General features: G+C 61.4%; 19 protein-coding genes and 1 pseudogene. 11 read left to right on the top strand and 9 right to left on the bottom strand.

All coding sequences use genetic code 11. From position 1 onward, the window contains the following. Positions 1–55 precede the first annotated feature (55 nt). Both J3P82_RS15915 and J3P82_RS15910 read left to right on the top strand, forming a co-directional pair. Entirely contained in the window at positions 56–934 is an 879-nt protein-coding gene (locus J3P82_RS15915; protein WP_434557697.1) for a Dyp-type peroxidase, read from the top strand. Positions 935–1,032: 98 nt separating this feature from the next. Beyond that, positions 1,033–1,779, top strand: coding sequence for an SDR family oxidoreductase (locus tag J3P82_RS15910; protein WP_434557696.1), 747 nt, complete (start codon positions 1,033–1,035; stop codon positions 1,777–1,779). Positions 1,780–1,809: 30 nt separating this feature from the next. Here the strand turns inward: J3P82_RS15910 and J3P82_RS15905 are convergent, their stop codons facing one another. The 3 genes and pseudogenes from J3P82_RS15905 to J3P82_RS15895 form a co-directional block, all read right to left on the bottom strand. Then, positions 1,810–2,241 carry a hypothetical protein gene (locus J3P82_RS15905; RefSeq protein ID WP_434557695.1) on the bottom strand — a complete coding sequence of 144 codons (432 nt, stop codon included), beginning with the start codon at positions 2,239–2,241 and terminating at the stop codon, positions 1,810–1,812. 131 nt (positions 2,242–2,372) lie between these two features. Further along, positions 2,373–2,855 (bottom strand): annotated as a pseudogene (locus J3P82_RS15900) (aminotransferase class I/II-fold pyridoxal phosphate-dependent enzyme); the annotation flags it as partial. Positions 2,856–2,882: 27 nt separating this feature from the next. Then, entirely contained in the window at positions 2,883–3,119 is a 237-nt protein-coding gene (locus J3P82_RS15895) for a DUF3203 family protein (RefSeq protein WP_434557694.1), read from the bottom strand. Between the two features lie 138 nt (positions 3,120–3,257). Between J3P82_RS15895 and J3P82_RS15890 the strand changes: the two genes are divergently transcribed. Continuing rightward, a complete protein-coding gene (locus J3P82_RS15890; RefSeq protein WP_434557693.1) occupies positions 3,258–3,758 on the top strand; it encodes an MgtC/SapB family protein in 501 nt (166 codons plus the stop codon). 66 nt (positions 3,759–3,824) lie between these two features. Here the strand turns inward: J3P82_RS15890 and J3P82_RS15885 are convergent, their stop codons facing one another. Further along, the gene (locus tag J3P82_RS15885; protein ID WP_434557692.1) at positions 3,825–3,989 is read right to left on the bottom strand and encodes a hypothetical protein; all 165 of its coding nucleotides are present in this window, start codon (positions 3,987–3,989) and stop codon (positions 3,825–3,827) included. Positions 3,990–4,196: 207 nt separating this feature from the next. Between J3P82_RS15885 and J3P82_RS15880 the strand changes: the two genes are divergently transcribed. The 3 genes from J3P82_RS15880 (at position 4,197) to glgB (ending at position 11,977) form a co-directional block, all read left to right on the top strand. Beyond that, positions 4,197–6,194 (top strand): alpha-1,4-glucan--maltose-1-phosphate maltosyltransferase, encoded by a 1,998-nt coding sequence (locus J3P82_RS15880; RefSeq protein ID WP_434557691.1) that lies wholly within the window; start codon positions 4,197–4,199, stop codon positions 6,192–6,194. Positions 6,195–6,386: 192 nt separating this feature from the next. Continuing rightward, a complete protein-coding gene (gene treS / locus J3P82_RS15875) occupies positions 6,387–9,731 on the top strand; it encodes a maltose alpha-D-glucosyltransferase (RefSeq protein WP_434557690.1) in 3,345 nt (1,114 codons plus the stop codon). 11 nt (positions 9,732–9,742) lie between these two features. Continuing rightward, on the top strand, positions 9,743–11,977 hold the full coding sequence (gene glgB, locus J3P82_RS15870) for a 1,4-alpha-glucan branching protein GlgB (RefSeq protein WP_434557689.1): 2,235 nt from the start codon (positions 9,743–9,745) through the stop codon (positions 11,975–11,977). A gap of 79 nt (positions 11,978–12,056) precedes the next feature. Here glgB and gudD read toward each other — a convergent pair whose 3' ends face one another. After that, positions 12,057–13,400, bottom strand: coding sequence for a glucarate dehydratase (gudD, locus tag J3P82_RS15865; protein ID WP_434557688.1), 1,344 nt, complete (start codon positions 13,398–13,400; stop codon positions 12,057–12,059). A 295-nt stretch (positions 13,401–13,695) separates the two neighbouring features. Between gudD and J3P82_RS15860 the strand changes: the two genes are divergently transcribed. Further along, complete coding sequence (locus J3P82_RS15860; protein ID WP_434557687.1) at positions 13,696–14,409, top strand: FadR/GntR family transcriptional regulator; 714 nt, start codon at positions 13,696–13,698, stop codon at positions 14,407–14,409. Between the two features lie 194 nt (positions 14,410–14,603). On the opposite strand, the gene J3P82_RS15855 is transcribed toward J3P82_RS15860, so the two are convergent. The 3 genes from J3P82_RS15855 to J3P82_RS15845 are packed head-to-tail and all read right to left on the bottom strand — an operon-like array spanning position 14,604 to position 17,196. Beyond that, positions 14,604–15,785, bottom strand: a complete 1,182-nt coding sequence (locus J3P82_RS15855; RefSeq protein ID WP_434557686.1) for an acetyl-CoA C-acetyltransferase — start codon at positions 15,783–15,785, stop codon at positions 14,604–14,606. Positions 15,786–15,796: 11 nt separating this feature from the next. Further along, complete coding sequence (locus J3P82_RS15850; RefSeq protein WP_434557685.1) at positions 15,797–16,462, bottom strand: CoA transferase subunit B; 666 nt, start codon at positions 16,460–16,462, stop codon at positions 15,797–15,799. Between the two features lie 35 nt (positions 16,463–16,497). Continuing rightward, complete coding sequence (locus tag J3P82_RS15845) at positions 16,498–17,196, bottom strand: CoA transferase subunit A (RefSeq protein WP_434557684.1); 699 nt, start codon at positions 17,194–17,196, stop codon at positions 16,498–16,500. Positions 17,197–17,363: 167 nt separating this feature from the next. Here J3P82_RS15845 and J3P82_RS15840 point away from each other — a divergent pair, with 167 nt between their 5' ends. After that, a complete protein-coding gene (locus J3P82_RS15840) occupies positions 17,364–18,266 on the top strand; it encodes a LysR substrate-binding domain-containing protein (protein WP_434557683.1) in 903 nt (300 codons plus the stop codon). Positions 18,267–18,280: 14 nt separating this feature from the next. On the opposite strand, the gene J3P82_RS15835 is transcribed toward J3P82_RS15840, so the two are convergent. Beyond that, positions 18,281–19,108: an NAD-dependent protein deacetylase gene (locus J3P82_RS15835; protein WP_434557682.1), complete on the bottom strand. Its 828-nt coding sequence runs from the start codon at positions 19,106–19,108 to the stop codon at positions 18,281–18,283. 177 nt (positions 19,109–19,285) lie between these two features. On the opposite strand from J3P82_RS15835, the gene J3P82_RS15830 reads away from it, so the two are divergent. From J3P82_RS15830 to J3P82_RS15820, 3 genes are all read left to right on the top strand, one after another. Continuing rightward, entirely contained in the window at positions 19,286–19,795 is a 510-nt protein-coding gene (locus J3P82_RS15830; RefSeq protein ID WP_434557681.1) for a ferritin-like domain-containing protein, read from the top strand. A 72-nt stretch (positions 19,796–19,867) separates the two neighbouring features. Beyond that, entirely contained in the window at positions 19,868–20,137 is a 270-nt protein-coding gene (locus J3P82_RS15825; RefSeq protein WP_434557680.1) for a hypothetical protein, read from the top strand. Positions 20,138–20,163: 26 nt separating this feature from the next. Next, positions 20,164–20,412 (top strand): metallothionein, encoded by a 249-nt coding sequence (locus tag J3P82_RS15820; protein WP_305500228.1) that lies wholly within the window; start codon positions 20,164–20,166, stop codon positions 20,410–20,412. The last annotated feature ends 453 nt before the right edge of the window (positions 20,413–20,865 follow it).

Raw genomic sequence — 20,865 nt, 5'->3', positions numbered from 1 at the left:
CCACACAAAGCGGCGGCCGCCGGGTAAACTCGCGGCTCTTTTCAAAGGAGTTCCCATGAGTTACTACCAGCCCGGCATTCTCGCCACCCCTGTTCCGCCTCAGGCCCGTCATCTGTTTTTTGCCCTGGAGTCGGTCGAGGCACTGCCGGCTGCGCTCGACAAATTGCTGCTTCAATTGAATGGCCGCGCGGTGGTTGGCTTTGGCGAGTCGCTGGTCCAGGCGCTGGGCGGCCAAGTCGAAGGCTTGCGGGCGTTTCCCGCGCTGGCCGGTGTGGGCGTCGACAACCCGTCGACCCAGCATGCGCTCTGGTGCTGGTTGCACGGCGAGGACCGGGGCGAGCTGCTGCACCGCAGTCGCGCCATCGAAGCAGCATTGGCACCGGCCCTGCGCCTGGTGCAGATGAACGAAACCTTCCGCCACATGACCGGGCACGACCTGACCGGCTACGAAGATGGCACCGAAAACCCCCATGACGAAGCGGCCATCGCCGCCGCCCTGGCCCAGGGCAACGACGGGCTGCGCGGTGGCAGTTTTGCCGCGATCCAGCAGTGGCAACATGATCTGGATGGTTTCGCGGCGATGCAGCCCCATGAGCGTGACAACATCATGGGCCGTCGCCTGAGCGACAACGAAGAAATCGAAGACGCGCCGGAGTCCGCCCACGTCAAGCGCACGGCCCAGGAAAGCTTCGCCCCGGAGGCTTTCGTCGTGCGCCGTTCCATGCCCTGGATCGAAGGCGATCGCGCTGGCCTGATGTTCCTCGCGTTCGGTTTCTCCCTCGACGCCTTCGAGGCGCAACTGCGTCGCATGAGCGGGCTGGAGGACGGTATCACCGACGGTTTATACCGCATGAGCCGACCGATTACCGGCGGTTATTATTGGTGCCCGCCGCTGTTGGACGGTCGCCTGGACCTGCGCGCACTCGTACGCTAGGGCGGGTGCCGCGGCCCGGTAAGCGGGCCGCGTTGTGCAAAAACGCAGGTGAACGTTATTCTTGGGCTCGACGTGTTTGCGTGGAACGGAGAGGCAGCGTGGATAAAATCATCGTCATCACCGGCGGCGGTCGCGGGATCGGGGCGGCCACGGCGCTGTTGGCTGCCGACCTTGGCTACCGGATCTGCATCAATTACCAAACCGACGAAAATGCCGCCCAGGACGTACTCGAACAGGTCCGGGCCAAGGGCGCGCAGGCCATCGCGGTACGGGCCGACGTGAGTATCGAGGACGAGGTGGTCGGCCTGTTCAACCGCGTTGACGCCGAGTTGGGGCGTGTCACCGCACTGGTAAACAACGCCGGTACGGTTGCGCACAAATCCCGACTCGATGAAATGTCCGAGTTCCGCATTCTCAAGATCCTCAAGACCAACGTGTTGGGGCCGATCCTGTGCGCCAAGCATGCGGTGCTGCGCATGTCGCCCAGGCATGGCGGGCAGGGCGGCAGCATCGTCAACGTCTCGTCAGTCGCCGCCCGCCTCGGCGCGCCGGCGGAATACGTGGATTACGCGGCCTCCAAAGGGGCGCTCGATACTTTCACCGTCGGACTTTCCAAGGAAGTGGCCGGCGAAGGCATTCGCGTCAACGCGGTCCGCCCAGGCTACATCTATACCGATTTCCACGCCCTCAGCGGCGATCCGGATCGGGTCAGCAAGCTTGAATCGGCGATTCCCATGGCCCGGGGCGGACGCCCTGATGAAGTGGCCGAAGCGATTATCTGGTTACTGTCGGACAAGGCTTCGTATGCGACCGGGACGTTTGTGGACCTGGGCGGCGGGCGGTGAGGCTGTCCTCTCACTGCCCTATCGATAAGCCTATGTTGAAGTGATGAAGATCTCGTCGACTCCTGTCTCAATGTCTTTCATTTGTGCATTTTCATGAGTTGCTGAGATAAAAAAAATATTCGCGTCGGAGGCATCGGCCGTGAATTTACCTTCATATTCATGCCACTTGCCATCTGACTTCGGCATGTTAGGGAAATCAACGCGGGTGGTTGTTTTCATGAGCCCGCACGCTAGTTGGGTGACTTTTTCCCCCTCCGGTACTTTGATCTTGAACTTCATCTCAATAAGGGTGCCTGGAGGCACGGCTGGCGTGAACGTTTTGTAAAAGAACAAGCTGGTGTCTACCTCCAGTTTGGCTGGGGCAATGTAATGGTTGTGGCCGTCCTTTAATATTCTGGGGGAGGCTTGGGGATTATCCCAGCCATCCAGGTCGTTATTCTCAAACTTTTGCGAGTAGTTCATCGTCTTCTCCAAACAGTAAGGACCTAACCCGTATCGGTGGGCCAGTGAGCCCAAACTACTCGGCCAAGGCCAGGTCATCTACTGTCAGAGTTGACAGGTTGTTACGGTTTTCTGCGGCAGTTTCACTTGTTTCAAAACGAGCGAATAATCCGCCACAACGTCTCCATGGCCTTTTCTGAGACTTCAGTCCACGGGCTGCCATTAGTTCAAGCGAATGCAATTGCTGAAACGCCGGTCGCTGAAAAGATTGGTCCCGGCGCAATGCTGATGCCCTGCGCCAGGGCCACCTGGAACAGTTTCAGCGAATCGATCTGCTCCGGCAGTTCCAGCTACAGGAAATAGCCGCCCCCCGGCTGGCTCACGCGGGTCTTGGCCGGGAAGTAGCGGGCAATGGCAGCGAGCATGGCGCTTTGCTGCTCTTCCAGTGCAGCGCAATTTGCGCAGGTGACGGTCGTAGCCACCGTGTTGCAGTAGTCGGCAATGGCGGCCTGGGCTGGCATCGAGGCGCACAACGACGTCATGAGCTTGAGCCGTTCGATCTTCCGCGCATAGCGCCCGGCGGCGACCCAGCCGATGCGATAGCCCGGGGCCAGGCGCTTGTCGAACGAGCCGCACCAGCCCTTCGGAGCCGTCGATGTGATTCAGATCACCGAGTCACTGTCTGTCGCTTTCAAGTTCTGGCGACCGTCAGCCGCCCCGGCCACGGTCAAGGCATTTACCTCCGCTTCGGTCAAGTAGAACCGCCCGCTATTGAGTTCCACAGCCGACATGGCTTTCTCTGGGTCGGTGATGATGGTCAGTTCGCTGGCCGGACGCTGTTCCTGGAGGTTGGGCGTCTCGAAACGGCAGGTCTGGTTTTCATCGATATGCACAGTCATGGAGGTGCTCCTTTCTGATACCTGATCGTTAGGCGCCTGAGGATCAGCAGGGTTCGTTGCGGCTGATCAGCGGTCGGGGGCGGGCACGTCTGGCCCCGCTTGTGGTCCATCATTTATCGACACGAAAGAGGAAGGTCCATGGAATCGTGGTGGGATGAGGTCTGGATAACCCTGCAAGCGGAATTCGCCGACATCACCGATACCGAGCAAATGACCCGCGTAACGGTGCGTCTGGTGATGGCTGCACTGCTAGGGGGCATCCTCGGGTTCGAGCGTGAACACAAGGGCAAGGCCGCGGGCGTGCGTACCCATATGCTGGTGGCGCTGGGGGCTGCGCTGTTCGTGCTGGTGCCGCAGATGTCCGGCTCCCAGGCTGACGCCATGAGCCGCGTGATCCAGGGCGTTGTGGCCGGCATCGGCTTCCTCGGCGCCGGCACTATCCTGAAAAACGCCGATGGCGACGAAAGTCACGTCAAGGGCCTGACCACCGCCGCCGGCCTGTGGATGACGGCGGCCATCGGCGTCGCTGCCGGGTTGGGGCGCGAAGCAACGGCAGTACTCAGCACGGTGTTGGCGCTGGCGATCTTCAGCGTGATGCCGATGATTGTCCGGGCGTTGGAAAAGGACGACAAGGTGTAAGCCAGGTCTTCCTGGCTTGACGCTCCGGCAGGTTTCACGTCGTTCCTGAGTTGCGACTAGGCTACTTCACACCCGCTCCGGCGGCGCCTCGCTCGGCGGATCTCCCAGAGGCGGTTGCGGGTCGAGCGGTGGGTCTTTTTCTGGAATCGGCTCCGGTTCAGGACCCGGTGGCGGCAGGTTGGGGTCGTCGATATTCGGATCGGGTGTTTCGGCTGGGATGGGAATGCTCATGGAGCGGCTCTCCGGAGGGGATGTGGCTTGAGTCGTGCTTGTTGGGTTGACCATGACTCGACGGATTTGATTCCCCGGAGCCGGCCAGTAAATCTCGCTGAACTTTTGGTCGCCGGTCCGGTTCGGAGCTTAAGTGAGTTAAATCAGGGACCCGTTGGGCCTTTCCGCCACAAGCGCGTCCATGGGGCGTAAAAGGAGCGATGCTCGATGACTGCCGAACAGCCGACCGACCGGGTGTACAACCCACATTTGCTGTTGTCACAGGCCTTGTTGTTGCCACGTATTGCAATTGAAAACACCATGCCAGTGATCGACGGCGGGCAGTTTGCCGCCAAGGCCCTGGCGGGGCGGGATGTGACGGTGACCAGCAAGGTGTTCGCCGATGGCCACGACAAGTTGGCCGTGCGGATCCGCTGGCGGGCCTTGGAAGATGAGATATGGAACAGCGAGGTCATGGCCGAGCTGGGTAATAACAGCTGGAGTGGGCAGTTCAATGCGCCGGTGCAGGGTCGCTACGTGTTTTGCATCGAGGCCTGGCTCGATCAATTCGCCAGCTTTTGTTACGAGCTGCAAAAGAAATACGCCGCCGGGGTGCCCATCAGCCTCGAGCTGCAGGAAGGCCGCAATTACGTGCAACAGGCCGCCGAGCGTAGCGATGGCGAACTGAGGGAACAGCTGACCGAGCTGCACCATGAGCTTTCAGGCCTGTTGCCGGAAGAGCAGGTCGCCTTGTTCCTCGAGCCCCGCAGCGCCGACCTGATGTCCCTGGCCGATCATCGCCCTTACTTGAGCATCAGTCCCGAGTACCCGTTGGACGTAGAGCGTGAACTTGCCGAGTTCGCCAGTTGGTATGAGCTGTTTCCGCGCTCTATCACCGATGATGCCAGCCGCCACGGCACGTTCAATGACGTTCATTCGCGCCTGGCGGTGATCCAGGACATGGGCTTCGACGTGTTGTATTTCCCGCCGATCCATCCCATCGGCCGCAGCTTCCGCAAAGGGCCGAACAACTCCCTTACCGCGGGTCCAGACGATCCGGGCAGCCCGTATGCCATCGGCAGCGAGGAGGGCGGGCACGAGGCGATTCATCCGCAGTTGGGCACACGCGAGGATTTCCGCCGCCTGGTGGCCGCTGCCGCCGACCATGGCCTTGAGATCGCCCTCGACTTCGCCATTCAATGTTCGCAGGACCACCCTTGGCTCAAGCAGCACCCGGGCTGGTTCAGCTGGCGGCCGGACGGCACGATCAAATACGCGGAAAACCCGCCGAAGAAGTATCAGGACATCGTCAACGTCGATTTCTACGCCGCCGATGCCATCCCCAGCCTGTGGCTGGAGCTGCGCGACATCGTGGTGGGCTGGGTCAACGAAGGGGTGAAGATATTCCGCGTCGATAATCCCCACACCAAGCCTTTGCCGTTCTGGCAGTGGCTGATCGCCGATGTGCGATCGCAATACCCTGAAGTAATGTTCCTGGCGGAAGCGTTCACCACGCCGGCGATGATGGCGCGTTTGGGCAAGGTCGGTTATTCCCAGAGCTACACTTATTTTACCTGGCGCAACACCAAGGCCGAGCTGGCGACCTATTTCACCGAACTCAATGAATCGCCCCTGCGCGAATGCTACCGGCCGAATTTCTTCGTCAACACACCGGACATCAACCCGGCGTTTCTCCATGAGGCGGGGCGTGCAGGTTTCCTGATTCGCGCGGCGCTGGCGACCATGGGGTCGGGCCTGTGGGGCATGTACTCGGGTTTTGAACTGTGCGAATCGGCGGCGGTGCCGGGCAAGGAAGAGTACCTCGACTCGGAGAAATACGAGATCCGGCCACGGGACTTCACCGCGCCGGGCAACATCATTGCCGAGATCGCCCAGCTCAACCGAATTCGCCGACAGAATCCGGCATTGCACACGCACCTGGGCCTGAAGATCTACAACGCCTGGAACGACAACATCCTTTATTTCGGCAAGCGCACCCCCGATGGCAGCAATTTCATCCTGGTGGCGGTGAGCCTTGATCCGCATAACGTCCAGGAAGCCAATTTCGAGTTACCGCTGTGGGAGATGGGCCTGCCTGACGATGCCCAGACTCAAGGCGAGGATTTGATGAACGGACACCGCTGGAGCTGGTACGGCAAGTACCAATTCATGCGCATCGACCCGGCGTACCAGCCGTTCGGGATTTGGCGGATCAGCGTGGCGTGAAACGCAAGCGATTGCAGTGATCGCTCTTTGTGGCGAGGGAGCTTGCTCCCGCTTGACCGGGCTGGCGCTCCAGTGCGAAGCACTCATCGCCTTTTTTGGGGCCGCTACGCAGCCCAGCGGGAGCAAGCTCCCTCGCCACATGGATCCTGCCAGCCAGCTCAACGGCTTTATCGATTTCTTCAGGAGTTGCAAATGGCCAAGAAACCCCGGTCTGCCGCCTTTATCAACGACCCGCTCTGGTACAAGGACGCGGTTATCTATCAGGTCCACGTCAAATCCTATTTCGACTCCAACAACGACGGGATCGGTGATTTCCCCGGGCTGATCGAGAAGCTCGATTACATTGCCGACCTGGGCGTCAACACCATCTGGCTGCTGCCGTTCTATCCCTCGCCCCGGCGCGATGACGGCTACGACATCGCCGAGTACCGTGGCGTCAGCCCCGATTACGGCACCATGGCCGACGCGCGGCGTTTCATTGCCGAGGCCCACAAGCGCAACCTGCGGGTGATCACCGAGCTGGTCATCAATCACACCTCCGACCAACACCCCTGGTTCCAGCGCGCCCGCAAGGCCAAGCCGGGCTCGAAGGCCCGGGACTTCTACGTCTGGTCCGATGACGATCACAAATACGACGGTACGCGGATCATCTTCCTCGACACCGAAAAGTCCAACTGGACCTGGGATCCGGTCGCCGGCCAGTACTTCTGGCACCGCTTCTATTCGCACCAGCCGGACCTCAATTTCGACAATCCCCAGGTGCTCAAGGCCGTGCTGTCGGTGATGCGCTATTGGCTCGACATGGGCATCGACGGCCTGCGCCTGGATGCGATTCCGTACCTGATCGAGCGCGACGGCACCAACAATGAAAACCTGCCCGAGACCCACGACGTCCTCAAGCTGATCCGCGCCGAGATCGACGCCAATTATCCCGACCGCATGTTGCTGGCCGAAGCCAACCAATGGCCGGAAGACACCCAGCTGTATTTCGGCGACGTCGACGCCCAGGGCCTGAACGGTGACGAGTGCCACATGGCATTCCACTTCCCGCTGATGCCGCGCATGTACATGGCGCTGGCCCAGGAAGACCGCTTCCCCATCACCGACATCCTGCGCCAGACCCCTGAGATTCCGGCGAACTGCCAATGGGCGATTTTCCTGCGCAACCATGATGAATTGACCCTGGAGATGGTCACCGACAAGGAACGCGATTACCTGTGGAATTATTACGCCGCCGACCGTCGCGCGCGGATCAACCTGGGGATTCGCCGTCGCCTGGCGCCGCTGATGGAGCGCGACCGTCGCCGCGTGGAATTGCTCAACAGCCTGCTGCTGTCGATGCCCGGTACGCCGACTTTGTACTACGGCGATGAGATTGGCATGGGCGACAACATCTACCTGGGCGACCGCGATGGCGTGCGCACGCCGATGCAGTGGTCCATCGACCGCAACGGCGGTTTCTCCCGCGCCGATCCGGCAAGCCTGGTGCTGCCGCCGATCATGGACCCGCAATACGGTTATCTGTCGGTGAACGTCGAGACTCAGGCCGGCGACCCGCATTCGTTGCTCAACTGGACCCGGCGGATGCTGGCGGTGCGCAAGCAATCCAAGGCCTTCGGTCGCGGCACGCTGAAGATGCTCTCGCCGAGCAACCGTAGGATCCTGGCCTACACCCGCGAATACACCGGGCCGGACGGCAAGCATGAAATCATCTTGTGCGTGGCCAACGTATCGCGCAGCGCCCAGGCCGCCGAACTGGATCTGTCGGCCTATGCCGGCATGGTCCCGGTGGAAATGCTCGGCGGCAATGCCTTCCCGCCCATCGGCCAGTTGAATTTCCTCCTGACCCTGGCGCCGTATGGCTTTTACTGGTTCGCCCTGGCGGCGGAAAACCAGATGCCGAGTTGGCACGTGGAACCTGCCCAGAGCCTGCCGGATTTCACCACCCTGGTACTGAAAAAACGCCTGGAAGAATTGCTCGAGGCGCCGTCGCGCACCACCCTGGAGCAGGGCATCCTGCCGAACTGGCTGCAGAACCGCCGCTGGTTCGCCGGCAAGGACAGCGCCATCGAGAACATCGACATCGTCTACGGCGTGCGCTTCGGCGATCCGCAACACCCGGTGCTGCTCAGCGAAATCGATGTCACTAGCGCGGGCCAGACGCTGCGCTATCAGTTGCCCTTCGGCCTGTTGGCCGATGACCAAGTGGGCCCAGCGCTGCCTCAGCAACTGGCCTTGTCGCGAGTCCGTCGGGGCCGTCAGGTCGGGCTGATCACCGATGCGTTCACCCTGGAAAACTTCGTACGAGCCGTGATGCAGGGGATGCAGGACAGCACGGTGCTGCCTTGCGCCGATGGCGAATTACGCTTTGAACCCACCGCAGGCCTGGCGGCACTGAACCTGGGTGCCGAGCCTGAGGTGCGTTACCTGTCCGCCGAGCAGTCCAACAGTTCGGTGGTGGTCGGCGGCAGCCTGGTGCTCAAGTTGATCCGCAAGGTCGCGTCCGGCGTGCACCCGGAACTGGAGATGAGCGCTTACCTGACCGCTGCGGGCTTCAGCAATATTTCGCCGCTGCTGGGGTCAGTGATTCGTCGCGACGCCCAAGGCGAGGATGCGCTGCTGATGATTGCCCAGGGCTACCTGAGCAATCAGGGCGACGCCTGGGAATGGACCCAGAACAACCTGGAACGCGCCTTGCGCGATGAGCTGGCGGACGCCATGTCCGAACAGGAACAGCATTACAACGCCCTGGGCGAGTTGAAGGATTTCGCCGGCATGCTCGGCCAGCGCCTGGGGGAAATGCACCGGGTACTCGCCGAGCCCACCGACAACCCGGACTTTGCGCCGCAGGCCACCAGCGCCAAGGAAGCCCAGGCGATCGGCAAGGACGTCGTCGCCCAGGTGGAAAACGCCTTGCGCCTACTCAAGCAGAACCAGAGCCAATTGAACCCGGCGGACCAAGCAATGGTCGCACGCTTGCTGGAGCACAAGAAAACCGTGCTGGCCCATGTCCAGGAACTCGCCGGCAAGGCTGCCGGTGGCTTGCGCATCCGCGTCCATGGCGATCTGCACCTGGGGCAGGTGCTGGTGATCAAGGGCGATGCCTACCTGATCGACTTCGAAGGCGAGCCGGCGCGGCCGTTGCATGAGCGACGTGGCAAGCACAGCCCGTACAAGGACGTCAGCGGTGTGCTGCGTTCCTTCGATTACGCGGCGGCGATGGCGATCCAGCTGCACACCGTCGACACCACGGCCGATGCCGATGCGGCGCGCAAACGGGTCGCCGAGCGTTATTTGACTGAGGCCCGCCAGGCATTTGTCCAGGCATATCGGCTAGCGGCAGCTAGTCTTGCCCATGAGTGGAAGGATGCTGAAGGCGAAAACGCCGCGCTGGCGTTGTTCGGCCTGGAGAAGGCGGCCTATGAGGTGGCTTATGAAGCCGAGAATCGCCCCGCCTGGCTGCCCGTGCCGTTGCACGGTCTGTACGGGTTATTGAGTGGGTTGCAACCCTTTTCCGATTTAGCCGGACCGATTTAGTGGAGAGAATCATGAGCGTCTCGAACAAGGAATCCCAGGGGCAGCCCAAAGAGTCATTACTGCCGGCCCCCCATGACATCGACGCGCTGGTGCGCGCCGAGCATCAAGACCCGTTTTCGATCCTGGGTCCCCATGGTGATGGCGCGGGCGGACAATTCATCCGCGCGTACCTGCCCGGTGCACTGAGCGTGCACGTGCTTGCCCGCGACAGCGACGAAGAGCTGGGCGAGTTGCAGGTCACCGAAACCCCGGGCCTGTTCGTCGGCCATTTCGACCGCGCCCAGCCGTACCTGCTGCGCACTCGCTGGGCTGGTGGCGAGCAAGTCGCCGAAGACCCCTACAGCTTCGGCCCGTTGCTGGGGGAAATGGATCTTTACCTGTTCGCCGAAGGCAATCACCGCGACCTCAGTTCCTGCCTCGGTGCGCAACTGACCACAGTCGATGGCATCGACGGCGTGCGCTTCGCCGTCTGGGCGCCGAATGCGCGGCGGGTATCGGTGGTGGGGGATTTCAACGTCTGGGATGGCCGTCGGCACCCGATGCGCATCCGTTATCCGTCCGGTGTATGGGAAATTTTCATTCCGAGGCTGGGTCCGGGGGAGGGCTACAAATATGAAATCCTCGGCGCCCACGGCATCCTGCCGCTCAAGGCCGACCCGGTGGCACTGGCCACCCAGATGCCGCCGGACACGGCGTCCAAGGTTGCCGCGCCACTGAAAATCGAATGGCGTGACGACGAATGGATGCAAAGTCGCCGTGAGCGCCAGCTGCCAGGCGCGCCGTTGTCGATCTACGAATTGCACGCCGGTTCCTGGCAGTGCGAGATCGACGAGGCGGGCGAAGTGGCCCGGCAATACAACTGGCACGAGTTGGCCGATCGGCTGATCCCCTACGTCAAGGACCTGGGCTTCACTCACATCGAACTGATGCCGATCATGGAGCACCCGTTCGGCGGCTCATGGGGCTATCAGCCGCTCTCGCAGTTTGCGCCGACGGCGCGGTTCGGCTCGCCCGACGATTTCGCTGCGTTCATCAACGCCTGCCACCAAGCCAATATCGGTGTGATCCTCGACTGGGTGCCCGCGCATTTCCCCACGGACACCCACGGCCTGGCCCAATTCGACGGCACTGCGCTGTACGAATATGGCAACCCTCTGGAAGGCTTTCACCAGGATTGGGACACGCTGATCTACAACCTGGGCCGCACCGAAGTGCACGGCTTCATGCTGGCGTCGGCGTTGCATTGGCTGAAGCATTTTCACATTGATGGCCTGCGGGTGGATGCCGTGGCCTCGATGTTGTATCGCGACTATTCGCGCAAGGCCGGTGAATGGGTGCCCAACCGCCACGGTGGCCGGGAAAACCTGGAAGCGATCGATTTCCTGCGCCACCTCAACGATGTGGTCGCGCTGGAAACCCCCGGCGCGCTGGTCATCGCCGAGGAGTCCACGGCGTGGCCGGGCGTCAGCCAGAGCACGCAGCAGGGCGGGCTGGGTTTCGCCTACAAATGGAACATGGGCTGGATGCACGACTCGCTGCATTACATCCAGCAGGACCCGGTGTACCGCGCCCATCATCACAACGAGCTGAGTTTCGGCCTGGTGTACGCCTGGTCCGAGCGATTCGTCTTGCCGATTTCCCATGACGAAGTGGTCCACGGCAAACGCTCGCTGATCGACAAGATGCCAGGCGATCGTTGGCAGAAATTCGCCAACCTGCGTGCCTACCTCAGCTTTATGTGGGGCCATCCGGGCAAGAAATTGTTGTTCATGGGCTGCGAGTTTGGTCAGTGGCGCGAGTGGAACCACGACCAGCAGCTGGACTGGTACCTGATGCAATACCCCGAGCACCGCGGGGTGCAGAAGCTGGTGAGTGATCTGAACCGACTCTATCGCGAAGAGCCGGCGCTGCACGACCAGGACGATGCGCCGCAGGGCTTCCAGTGGTTGATTGGCGACGATGCGGTCAACAGCGTCTATGCATGGCTGCGCTGGAGCAAGGATGGCCGGCCGGTGCTGGTGGTCGCCAACTTCACGCCAGTGCCACGGGAGGCTTACCGCGTGGGCGTGCCGTTTGGCGGGCGATGGGTAGAGCTGCTCAACAGCGATGCCGACACCTACGCCGGCTCCAACTATGGCAACGGCGGCGGTGCCTCCACCGAGGAAGTCCCGAGCCACGGCCAGGCGCTGTCGTTGGAACTGAACCTGCCGCCGTTGGCGGTGTTGATCTTGCGGCCGGAGGGTTAGTACAGCAAAGATTGCTGAGTGGATAATGACTGTGGCGAGGGGATAAATCCCCTCGCCACAAAAGATTGCGTTCTGAGCTTCAGCGCACCAGGCACGGCTGTTTGTTGTTGAAACTCCAGCCCGGAATCAGATACTGCATCGCCACCGAATCATCCCGCGCCCCGAGTCCCATGCCCTTGTAGAGCTCATGGGCCTTCGCCAACTGGTCCATGTCCAGCTCAACCCCCAGCCCCGGTTTCTTCGGCACCTGCACGCAACCGCCCTTGATCTGCAGGGGCGCCTTGGTCAGCCGCTGGCCGTCCTGCCAGATCCAGTGGGTGTCGATGGCAGTGATATCGCCCGGTGCCGCAGCGGCCACGTGGGTGAACATCGCCAAGGAAATATCGAAGTGGTTGTTGGAGTGCGAGCCCCAGGTCAGGCCCCATTCATTGCACATCTGTGCCACCCGGACGGAACCCTGCATCGTCCAAAAATGCGGGTCGGCCAGTGGAATATCCACTGACTGCAAGGTAATCGCGTGACCCATTTCACGCCAATCGGTGGCGATCATGTTGGTGGCGGTCTTCAGGCCCGTGGCGCGACGGAACTCGGCCATGACCTCGCGGCCCGAGTAACCGTTCTCGGCACCGCACGGGTCTTCGGCGTACGCCAGCACTTTATGCTGGTCACGGCACAGGCGGATGGCTTCCTTCAATGACCAGGCGCCGTTCGGGTCCAGGGTGATACGCGCTTCGGGAAAACGCTCAGCCAGGGCCGTGACCGCTTCGATTTCTTCATCACCCCTGAGCACGCCGCCCTTGAGCTTGAAGTCTTGGAAACCGTAATGCGCTTGGGCCGCTTCGGCCAGGCGCACCACCGCATCGGCGTCCAGGGCCTTTTCGTGGCGCAGGCGGAACCAGTCGTTTTCAGCCTGCGGCTCGCTGCGGTAGGCCAGGTCGGTCTGCTGGCGATCACCGACATAAAACAGATAGCCGAGCATTTTCACTTCGTCGCGCTGCTGGCCTTCGCCGAGCAGGGCGGCGACCGGTACGTCCAGGTGCTGGCCGAGCAGGTCCAACAATGCGGCTTCCAGGCCGGTGACCGCGTGGATGGTGATGCGCAGGTCGAACGTCTGCAAGCCACGGCCACCGGCATCGCGGTCGGCGAAAGCCTGGCGCACGCTGTTGAGGATTTTCTGGTAGGTGCCGATGGGGCTGCCGACCACCAGTGAACGGGCGTCTTCGAGGGTCTGGCGAATGCGCTCGCCACCGGGCACTTCGCCCACGCCGGTGTGCCCGGCGTTGTCCTTGATAATCACGATATTGCGAGTGAAAAACGGGCCATGGGCACCGCTGAGGTTCAGCAGCATGCCGTCGTGGCCAGCCACCGGCACGACTTGCATGCTGGTGATGATCGGGGCTTTGCGGGTGTCTTGGGTATGCATTGTTATCCCACTCATTGTTTTTATACGGGACGTCGTATGGCGACGATGTTGATAGACATCATACAACCCAATTTTTTTTGGTGACAAGAGCGCTTTGGCGTTTAGGCAGGGTTTTATTTTGAGGATTATTTCTACTTATTGATTTAAAAAGAAAATTTGTTAACGAATTAAACGTCGGTATGAATCCCCCGTAAGCGACGAATCTGCCGGAGGATTGACACGGTTGCACTTGTCATACAAGTTCGTGGTGCTGGTTGCTTCCGCAACCAGCCTGTCGTTTCAAGGAACAGTGACCATGCAGCACGACGTCGAAGCGCCCTTGCGCAAACGCACCCACAACCTGGCCCATGACTTGGTGACAAAGTTGAGCCAGAGCATCTTGCTTGGGCAGTTGAAGCCTGGGGAGAAGCTGCCGTCCGAAGGCGCCATCGTGCGGGAGCACGGCGTGAGTCGCACCGTGGTGCGCGAGGCGATTTCCAAGTTGCAGGCTTCGGGGTTGGTGGAAACCCGGCACGGCATCGGCACCTTTGTGTTGGAGCAGACCGGGGAGCAGGGACTGCGCCTCAATGTCGATACCGCGGCCGGCGTGCGGGGCATTCTGGAATTGCGCCTGGGCTTGGAAACCCAGGCCGCCGCGTTGGCCGCACAGCGTCGCAGCGAGCAGCAACTGCAGCAGATGCGCCAGGCGCTGGATGACTATCAGCGTTTGCTCAGCAACAACGACAGCTGCGCCGAAGCCGACCGGCGTTTCCATCTGCTGATTGCCGAAGCCACGGAAAACAGCTGCTTTGTCGAAATCATGCAGCACTTGGGCAGTTCGATGATTCCGCGCACGCGGGTCAATGTGGCCGAACGCGGCCAGGCGGACCTGGGCAAGCTGGCGCAGTTGGCGAACCTTGAGCACGAAGCGATTTTCAACGCGATCAGACGCCAGGACCCGGACGCTGCCCGTGCGGCCATGTGGCTGCACCTGACCAACAGCCGCGACCGATTTGGCGCGGGCGCCTGAAGTCTCAGCGTCGCCTGAACTACCGCCATTACGAGCAGGCTCGCTCTCACATTCGATCGCAGGGGTTGCCGAGTTCTGCGCCACGGGTTCGGTGTAGGCAAAAAAAACCGGCGCAACCCAGGTTGCGCCGGTCTGCCACCAGTGGTTACGCGGATATCGTGGGTCCGCGCAGCCACCGTTGTGCCTGTTGTCGATTACCCCCGTTCCAACGCCAGGGCCACGCCCTGGCCGCCGCCGATGCACAGTGTCGCCAGGCCTTTCTTGGCGTCGCGCTTGATCATCTCGTGCAGCAGCGTCACCAGCACCCGGCAGCCCGAAGCGCCAATCGGGTGGCCCAGGGCGATGGCACCGCCGTTGACGTTGACCTTGGCCATGTCCCATTCCAGTTCCTTGGCCACCGCCAGCGACTGGGCGGCGAAGGCTTCGTTGGCTTCGATCAGGTCCAGTTGGTCCAACGACCAGCCGGCCTTGTCCAGGCAGCGGCGGGTGGCCGAGACCGGACCGATGCCCATGATGGCCGGGTCGACGCCAGCGTTGGCATAGGCGCTGATTTTCGCCAGCACCGGCAAGCCCAATGCCTTGGCTTTTTCCGCGCTCATCAGGATCACGGCGGCGGCACCATCGTTTAGCGAAGAGGCATTGCCCGCAGTCACGCTGCCGTCCTTCTTGAACGCCGGCTTGAGTTTGCCCAGGGCTTCGGCGGTGGTACCGGCGCGCGGTTGTTCGTCAGTGGCGAACGCCACCGGGTCGCCCTTGCGCTGGGGAATCAGGATCGGCGTGATCTCATCGGCGAAACGCCCGCCTTTGATGGCGGCGACGGCTTTCTGTTGGGACGCCGCGGCGAAAGCATCCTGCGCCTCGCGGCTGATGCCGTATTTGTCCACCAGGTTCTCGGCGGTGATGCCCATGTGGTAATCGTTGAACGCGTCCCACAGGCCGTCGGTGATCATGCTGTCGATCATCTTCGCGTGCCCCATGCGCAAACCGGTGCGGGCCGCTGGCAACACGTACGGGGCCAGGCTCATGCTCTCCATGCCGCCGGCGATGATGACTTCGGCATCGCCGCAGCGAATCGCCTGGGCGCCCAGGTGCAGCGCCTTGAGACCCGAGCCGCAGACCTTGTTCAGGGTCAGTGCTGGCACGGCATGGGGCAGGCCGGCGAGGATCGACGCCTGGCGCGCCGGGTTCTGTCCGGAACCAGCAGTCAATACCTGGCCGAGGATCACTTCATCGACCTGCTCGCCGGAAAGACCGGTCTGTTCCAGCAAGCGACGGATCACCGCGGCGCCAAGTTCCGGCGCGGGAATGGCAGCCAGCGAACCCTGGAAGCTGCCGATGGCGGTACGGGTAGCGGCGACAATCACGACTTCTTGCATCGAATCTCTCCTCACTGGGCAGCGAACTGCATTTCAGGCACGTGGTCCGGCACGATCAATTTGCCGGCGGTCTTGGCGACGATTTCCTCGACGCTGACGCCTGGCGCACGTTCTTTCAGGATGAAGGCGCCGTCTTGGATTTCCAGGTAGGCCAGGTCAGTCAGCACGCGCTTGATGCAGCCGGCGCCGGTCAGCGGCAGGCTGCAGCGTGGCAGCAGTTTCGACTCACCGTCCTTGGACGCGTGGGTCATGGTGACAATGATGTTCTCGGCACCGGCCACCAGGTCCATCGCGCCGCCCATGCCCTTGACCAGCTTGCCGGGAATCATCCACGAGGCGATATTGCCCTCGACGTCCACCTCGAATGCGCCGAGTACGGTCAGGTCGATGTGGCCGCCGCGGATCATCGCGAAGGACTCGGCGGAAGAGAAGATCGACGCGCCGATGCGCGCGGTGACGGTCTGCTTGCCGGCGTTGATCATGTCGGCATCGACTTCGGCATCGGTGGGAAACGCGCCCATGCCGAGCAAGCCGTTTTCCGATTGCAGCATGACTTCCATGCCTTCGGGGATGTAGTTGGCGACCAGGGTTGGAATGCCGATGCCGAGGTTCACGTAGTAGCCGTCCTGCATTTCGCGGGCGACGCGTTGAGCCATTTGTTCGCGGGAAAGTGCCATGGTGTTATTCCTTCATTCGGGCCGGGGGCAGGGGATCACTTGCGCACGGTGCGCTGTTCGATGCGCTTTTCGAACGTGCCGCAAATGACCCGGTCGACGTAGATGCCAGGGGTGTGGATCTGCGCCGGGTCCAGCTCGCCGGGTTCGACGATTTCCTCGACTTCCACCACGGTGATCTTGCCCGCCGTGGCGGCCAGCGGATTGAAGTTCTGGGCGGTGTGACGATAGATCACGTTGCCGAAATGGTCGGCTTTCCAGCCTTTGACGATGGCGAAGTCGCCGGTGATGGATTCTTCCATCAGATACTGGCGGCCATGGAATTCACGTACTTCCTTGCCTTCGGCCACGGGCGTGCCGACGCCGGTGGCGGTGAAAAACGCCGGGATGCCCGCGCCGCCCGCGCGCATTTTTTCGGCGAGGGTGCCTTGGGGAGTGAGCACGACTTCGATTTCGCCGCTGAGCAATTGCTGCTCGAACAAGGCGTTTTCGCCCACATAGGAGGCCACGACCTTGCGGATCTGCCGGTCTACGAGCAGCACGCCGAGGCCGAAACCGTCGACGCCGCAGTTGTTGGATACCACGGTGAGGTCTCGGGTGCCCTTGCGCTTGATCTCGGCGATCAGGTTCTCCGGGATGCCGCACAGGCCGAAGCCGCCGGCGATGATGGTCATGCCGTCCTCCAAGCCTTCCAGCGCCTCCTCGTAGGAGCTCACGCGTTTGTCGAAACCTGCCATAGACACCTCTTTTATTCTTGAGTGGGGTCGCAATGGAATGCAGTGTTGCGCCAAGTCATATATTTGTTAAGTTGATTTTTGCGTGTGATTGATTGATAAAACTCAATAATTGCTGTCATTCACTTGCAGCTTGAAACTCACCGCTTGCCGCTGGGAGCGCAGCCACCATGACCCTCAAGCAAATCCGCGCGTTCCTCGCCGTGGCCCAAAGCCTGAGCTTCGCCGTGGCGTGCGAGCGGTTGCATCTTTCCCAGTCGGCCCTGAGCTTGACCATCAAGGCGCTGGAAGAAGGGCTCGGAGGTCGTTTGTTCAGCCGCAATACCCGTAATGTCGCGTTGACGCCGGAAGGCGAATCGCTGCTGCCCTTGGCCCGTCGACTGATCGCCGATTGGGACAACGCCGAAGACGAGATGCGCCAGCGCTTCACCTTGCAACGCGGTCGCGTGACATTGGCGGCGATGCCGTCCTTTGCCGGCAACCTGCTGCCGCCCATCCTGAAGACCTTCCGCGCCCGGTTCCCGAATGTCAACGTCACGGTGAACGACGTGATCAACGAGCAGGTGCTGGAAATGGTTCGTGATCGCCACGTGGAACTGGGCGTGGCGTTCGAGCCGCTGCAGAGTTCGTCGCTGGTCTTCACGCCGTTGTACCTCGATCGTTTCGTTGCGGTGGTGCCGTTGGATTCGCCCTTGGCCCAGCTCGCCGAGATCGATTGGCAAGCGTTGCTGGAGCATCCGTTCATTACCCTGCAACGACCCTCCACCGTGCGAGTCATGCTCGAAGAGCACCTTCAGGCCCGGGGCATGAAACTGCCGGTGGAGTTCGAGAGCCATCAGTTGGCGACCGTCGGGCGGATGGTTGCCAGCGGCCTGGGCGTGAGCGCCGTGCCGGCCTTGTGCGTCGGCCAGATGCACGAGCTGGGCGCGCGCTGCATCACGCTCAGCGATCCGGTGATCGAGCGGGCTATCGGCGTGCTGACCAAGCCGGGGTATGAACTGTCGGCGGCGGCCCAGGCGTTGTTCGATACGTTCAAGGATCAGGACTTGGCTGTTCGGCTGTCGGCGCGATAAATCGCCAGCCGTCGTCAGATCAGCAAGGGCAACAGTTGCTCACACGGCGCCTCGACCTTGAGGTCCAGGAGGTCATCGGCGCGGGTCTTGCCCCGATTGATCGCCAGCAGCGGCTTGCCTTGTTCCTTGATTGCCCGGCACAGGCGAAACGCCGAATACGCCATCAACGAAGAACCCACCACCAACAATCCATCTGCTTGGCCGACTGCCTCGGTGGCGCGAGTCGCGGTGGCGGCGGCGACGTTTTCACCAAAGAAAACCACATCGGGTTTCAAGCGCTCGCCGTCGCAATGAGGGCAGCGGGGAATCTGGAAGCGCGCTTCGAATGCCGGATCCAACAAAGTGTCGCCGTCGGGTGCCTGCACCGCATCGACGCCTGCCAGGTAAGGATTTTGTGCCTCCATCAATAATTGTATCCGCTGCCGCTCGCTCCGCTGGCTGCAATCCAGGCACAGCACCCGGTGCAGGTTGCCGTGCAGCTCGATGACCTGCTGGCTGCCGGCCTGGTCGTGCAGGGCGTCGACATTCTGGGTAATCAGGCCACTGATGCGTTCTTGTCCCTGCAACGCCGCCAAAGCTTCGTGGGCCTGGTTCGGCCGGGCTTGACGCATGCGCGGCCAGCCCAGCATCGCCCGCGCCCAGTAGCGCCGCCGTGCCTCGGGCCGGGCGAGAAACTCTTGATACATCATTGGCTGGCGGCCCCGTCGCACGCCGTCGGTGTCGCGGTAATCGGGAATGCCGGAGGGGGTGCTGATGCCCGCGCCGGTCAACACCAGGAAGCGGCGTCCGGCCATGTATGCCTGAAGCTGTTCGATAGGGTCACGGTGAAGATCGTCGGACATTTGCATTCTCCGCTGGGCTTGAATCTTGAGGTTAGCATCGGGCTCGCTGTGCGCCTTTCGTCGCCCTCCCTGGGTCTTTCTTCAAACTTTCCCGGCGCGAGGAACATCCACCTTATGTGCGGTATTTCAGATTTTTCGCACAACGGTGCGCTATGGATACTGAATAAGGAGAACGCAATGGCAACCCCTAAAGACAACCTGCTGGATTGGCTCAACGACGCTCACGCCATGGAACAGCAAGCGGAGAAAATGCTCAAGGCCCAGGCCGAGCGCCTGGAACATTACCCGGTGCTCAAGGCGCGGATCGAACAGCACATCGAAGAGACCCTCGGGCAGCAGAAACTGGTGGAGCAATGCATCCAGCGCCTGGGCGGTAGCCCGTCGATGCTCAAGGACATGGCCGGCAAGCTGATGGCGTTCGGTCAAGCCATGGGCGGCATGGCGATGAGTGACGAAGTAGTCAAGGGCGCCATGAGTGGCTACGTCTTCGAGAACCTGGAAATCGCTTCGTACACGGTGCTGATCGAAGCGGCGAAAGTAGCCGGCGATGTAGAAACGCAAAAGGCCTGCGAGCAGATTCTGCCCCAGGAAATCGCCATGGCTGAATGGCTGCGCGATCATCTGCCGGAAATCACCCAGGCGTTCCTTGAGCGTTCGGCCAATCCGCATACCGAAGCCAAGCGCTGAGGTGCAATGCGAGGCGCGGCCCGGCACGGTTCGGCCGCGCCAAACCTGCCATCAACCGCAAAGAGGACAGGTATGAAGCAGACCACCGGTGAGGTTAGAGCCATCAATCGACAGAGTGCCAGGGTGGGAGTCTACGTGGCGGAAGAGGAAGGCCACACGGTGCTTGAGCTGGGGCCCGCCAATGACGTCGATATCGGCGACGTCATTGAATGGGACAGCGGAACGGCCTTGGGCACACAGACTTATCGCAACCTGACCAAAGGCTGGACCGATGAAGTGTATGTAGCGAAGCACGGCGTCGCGGCGGCCAATCTTGAGGTTCAGCTACTGGTGGGATCCTGACAACCGCGGACCCTTGGAGGACAAACATGAGCGAACTGCAGTGTGGCTGCCCCGGCTGCCATTGCGAGGTAGATCCCGAGCGGGTGTTCAATCACGACGGCGAGGCCTATTGCAGCCAGGCCTGCGCAGAACAACACCCGAATGGCGAGCCATGTCCGGCGGCGGATTGTCATTGTGAACAAAGTGGCAAGGTCGGCGAGCGGGACATTACCAATAACCAACTGGATGAAGCGCTGGAGGAAACGTTCCCGGCCAGCGATCCGATTTCACCCTGAACATCGCTTTATCCGGGCATCGGCGACAGGGTGCCCGGACACCGCAAGCCGGTCAGTGCGGTGGTGCAAGACAACACCGGCAGCTCGCGAGTTTTGGCTTCCTGGAACGGCGCGCGGCCTGGGTGACGAGACCGGTGCAGTGGGGTGCCGGCGCCATTCGGCCTTTGGCGGACAGCGTGGAAAGACACGCACTGTTTTTACATGCTTGAGGTGACAACTTTGTGGGAGCGAGCCTGCTCGCGAATGCAATAGAAAGGTCAAAATTTAGTATCGACTGATAAATAGCATTCGCGAGCAGGCTCGCTCCCACATGGCTCTGCATTTGATAGTGCTAATTGATCGCCGCTTGTTCGATAGCGATTTTCAATACATGACAAGCGCAGCGGTAGATAAACAACAGAATGACCGCTCGTCGCCGTTTGAAGAACTTTATTCAAACCTTGAGCGGTTCAG

The organism is Pseudomonas sp. Z4-20, assembly GCF_051131955.1.
In the GTDB taxonomy this organism is placed as follows: Bacteria; Pseudomonadota; Gammaproteobacteria; order Pseudomonadales; family Pseudomonadaceae; genus Aquipseudomonas; species Aquipseudomonas marvdashtae.
Note: the sequence above shows the minus strand (reverse complement) of the source record. Positions and strands in the feature narration are given on the sequence as shown.

Coding starts and splice junctions, on each gene's coding strand:
- J3P82_RS15915 (WP_434557697.1), top strand. CDS start 56: ATGAGTTACTACCAGCCCGGCATTCTCGCCACCCCTGTTCCGCCTCAG.
- J3P82_RS15905 (WP_434557695.1), bottom strand. CDS start 2,241: ATGAACTACTCGCAAAAGTTTGAGAATAACGACCTGGATGGCTGGGAT.
- J3P82_RS15895 (WP_434557694.1), bottom strand. CDS start 3,119: ATGACTGTGCATATCGATGAAAACCAGACCTGCCGTTTCGAGACGCCC.
- J3P82_RS15890 (WP_434557693.1), top strand. CDS start 3,258: ATGGAATCGTGGTGGGATGAGGTCTGGATAACCCTGCAAGCGGAATTC.
- J3P82_RS15885 (WP_434557692.1), bottom strand. CDS start 3,989: ATGAGCATTCCCATCCCAGCCGAAACACCCGATCCGAATATCGACGAC.
- J3P82_RS15880 (WP_434557691.1), top strand. CDS start 4,197: ATGACTGCCGAACAGCCGACCGACCGGGTGTACAACCCACATTTGCTG.
- treS (WP_434557690.1), top strand. CDS start 6,387: ATGGCCAAGAAACCCCGGTCTGCCGCCTTTATCAACGACCCGCTCTGG.
- glgB (WP_434557689.1), top strand. CDS start 9,743: ATGAGCGTCTCGAACAAGGAATCCCAGGGGCAGCCCAAAGAGTCATTA.
- gudD (WP_434557688.1), bottom strand. CDS start 13,400: ATGCATACCCAAGACACCCGCAAAGCCCCGATCATCACCAGCATGCAA.
- J3P82_RS15860 (WP_434557687.1), top strand. CDS start 13,696: ATGCAGCACGACGTCGAAGCGCCCTTGCGCAAACGCACCCACAACCTG.
- J3P82_RS15855 (WP_434557686.1), bottom strand. CDS start 15,785: ATGCAAGAAGTCGTGATTGTCGCCGCTACCCGTACCGCCATCGGCAGC.
- J3P82_RS15850 (WP_434557685.1), bottom strand. CDS start 16,462: ATGGCACTTTCCCGCGAACAAATGGCTCAACGCGTCGCCCGCGAAATG.
- J3P82_RS15845 (WP_434557684.1), bottom strand. CDS start 17,196: ATGGCAGGTTTCGACAAACGCGTGAGCTCCTACGAGGAGGCGCTGGAA.
- J3P82_RS15840 (WP_434557683.1), top strand. CDS start 17,364: ATGACCCTCAAGCAAATCCGCGCGTTCCTCGCCGTGGCCCAAAGCCTG.
- J3P82_RS15835 (WP_434557682.1), bottom strand. CDS start 19,108: ATGTCCGACGATCTTCACCGTGACCCTATCGAACAGCTTCAGGCATAC.
- J3P82_RS15830 (WP_434557681.1), top strand. CDS start 19,286: ATGGCAACCCCTAAAGACAACCTGCTGGATTGGCTCAACGACGCTCAC.
- J3P82_RS15825 (WP_434557680.1), top strand. CDS start 19,868: ATGAAGCAGACCACCGGTGAGGTTAGAGCCATCAATCGACAGAGTGCC.
- J3P82_RS15820 (WP_305500228.1), top strand. CDS start 20,164: ATGAGCGAACTGCAGTGTGGCTGCCCCGGCTGCCATTGCGAGGTAGAT.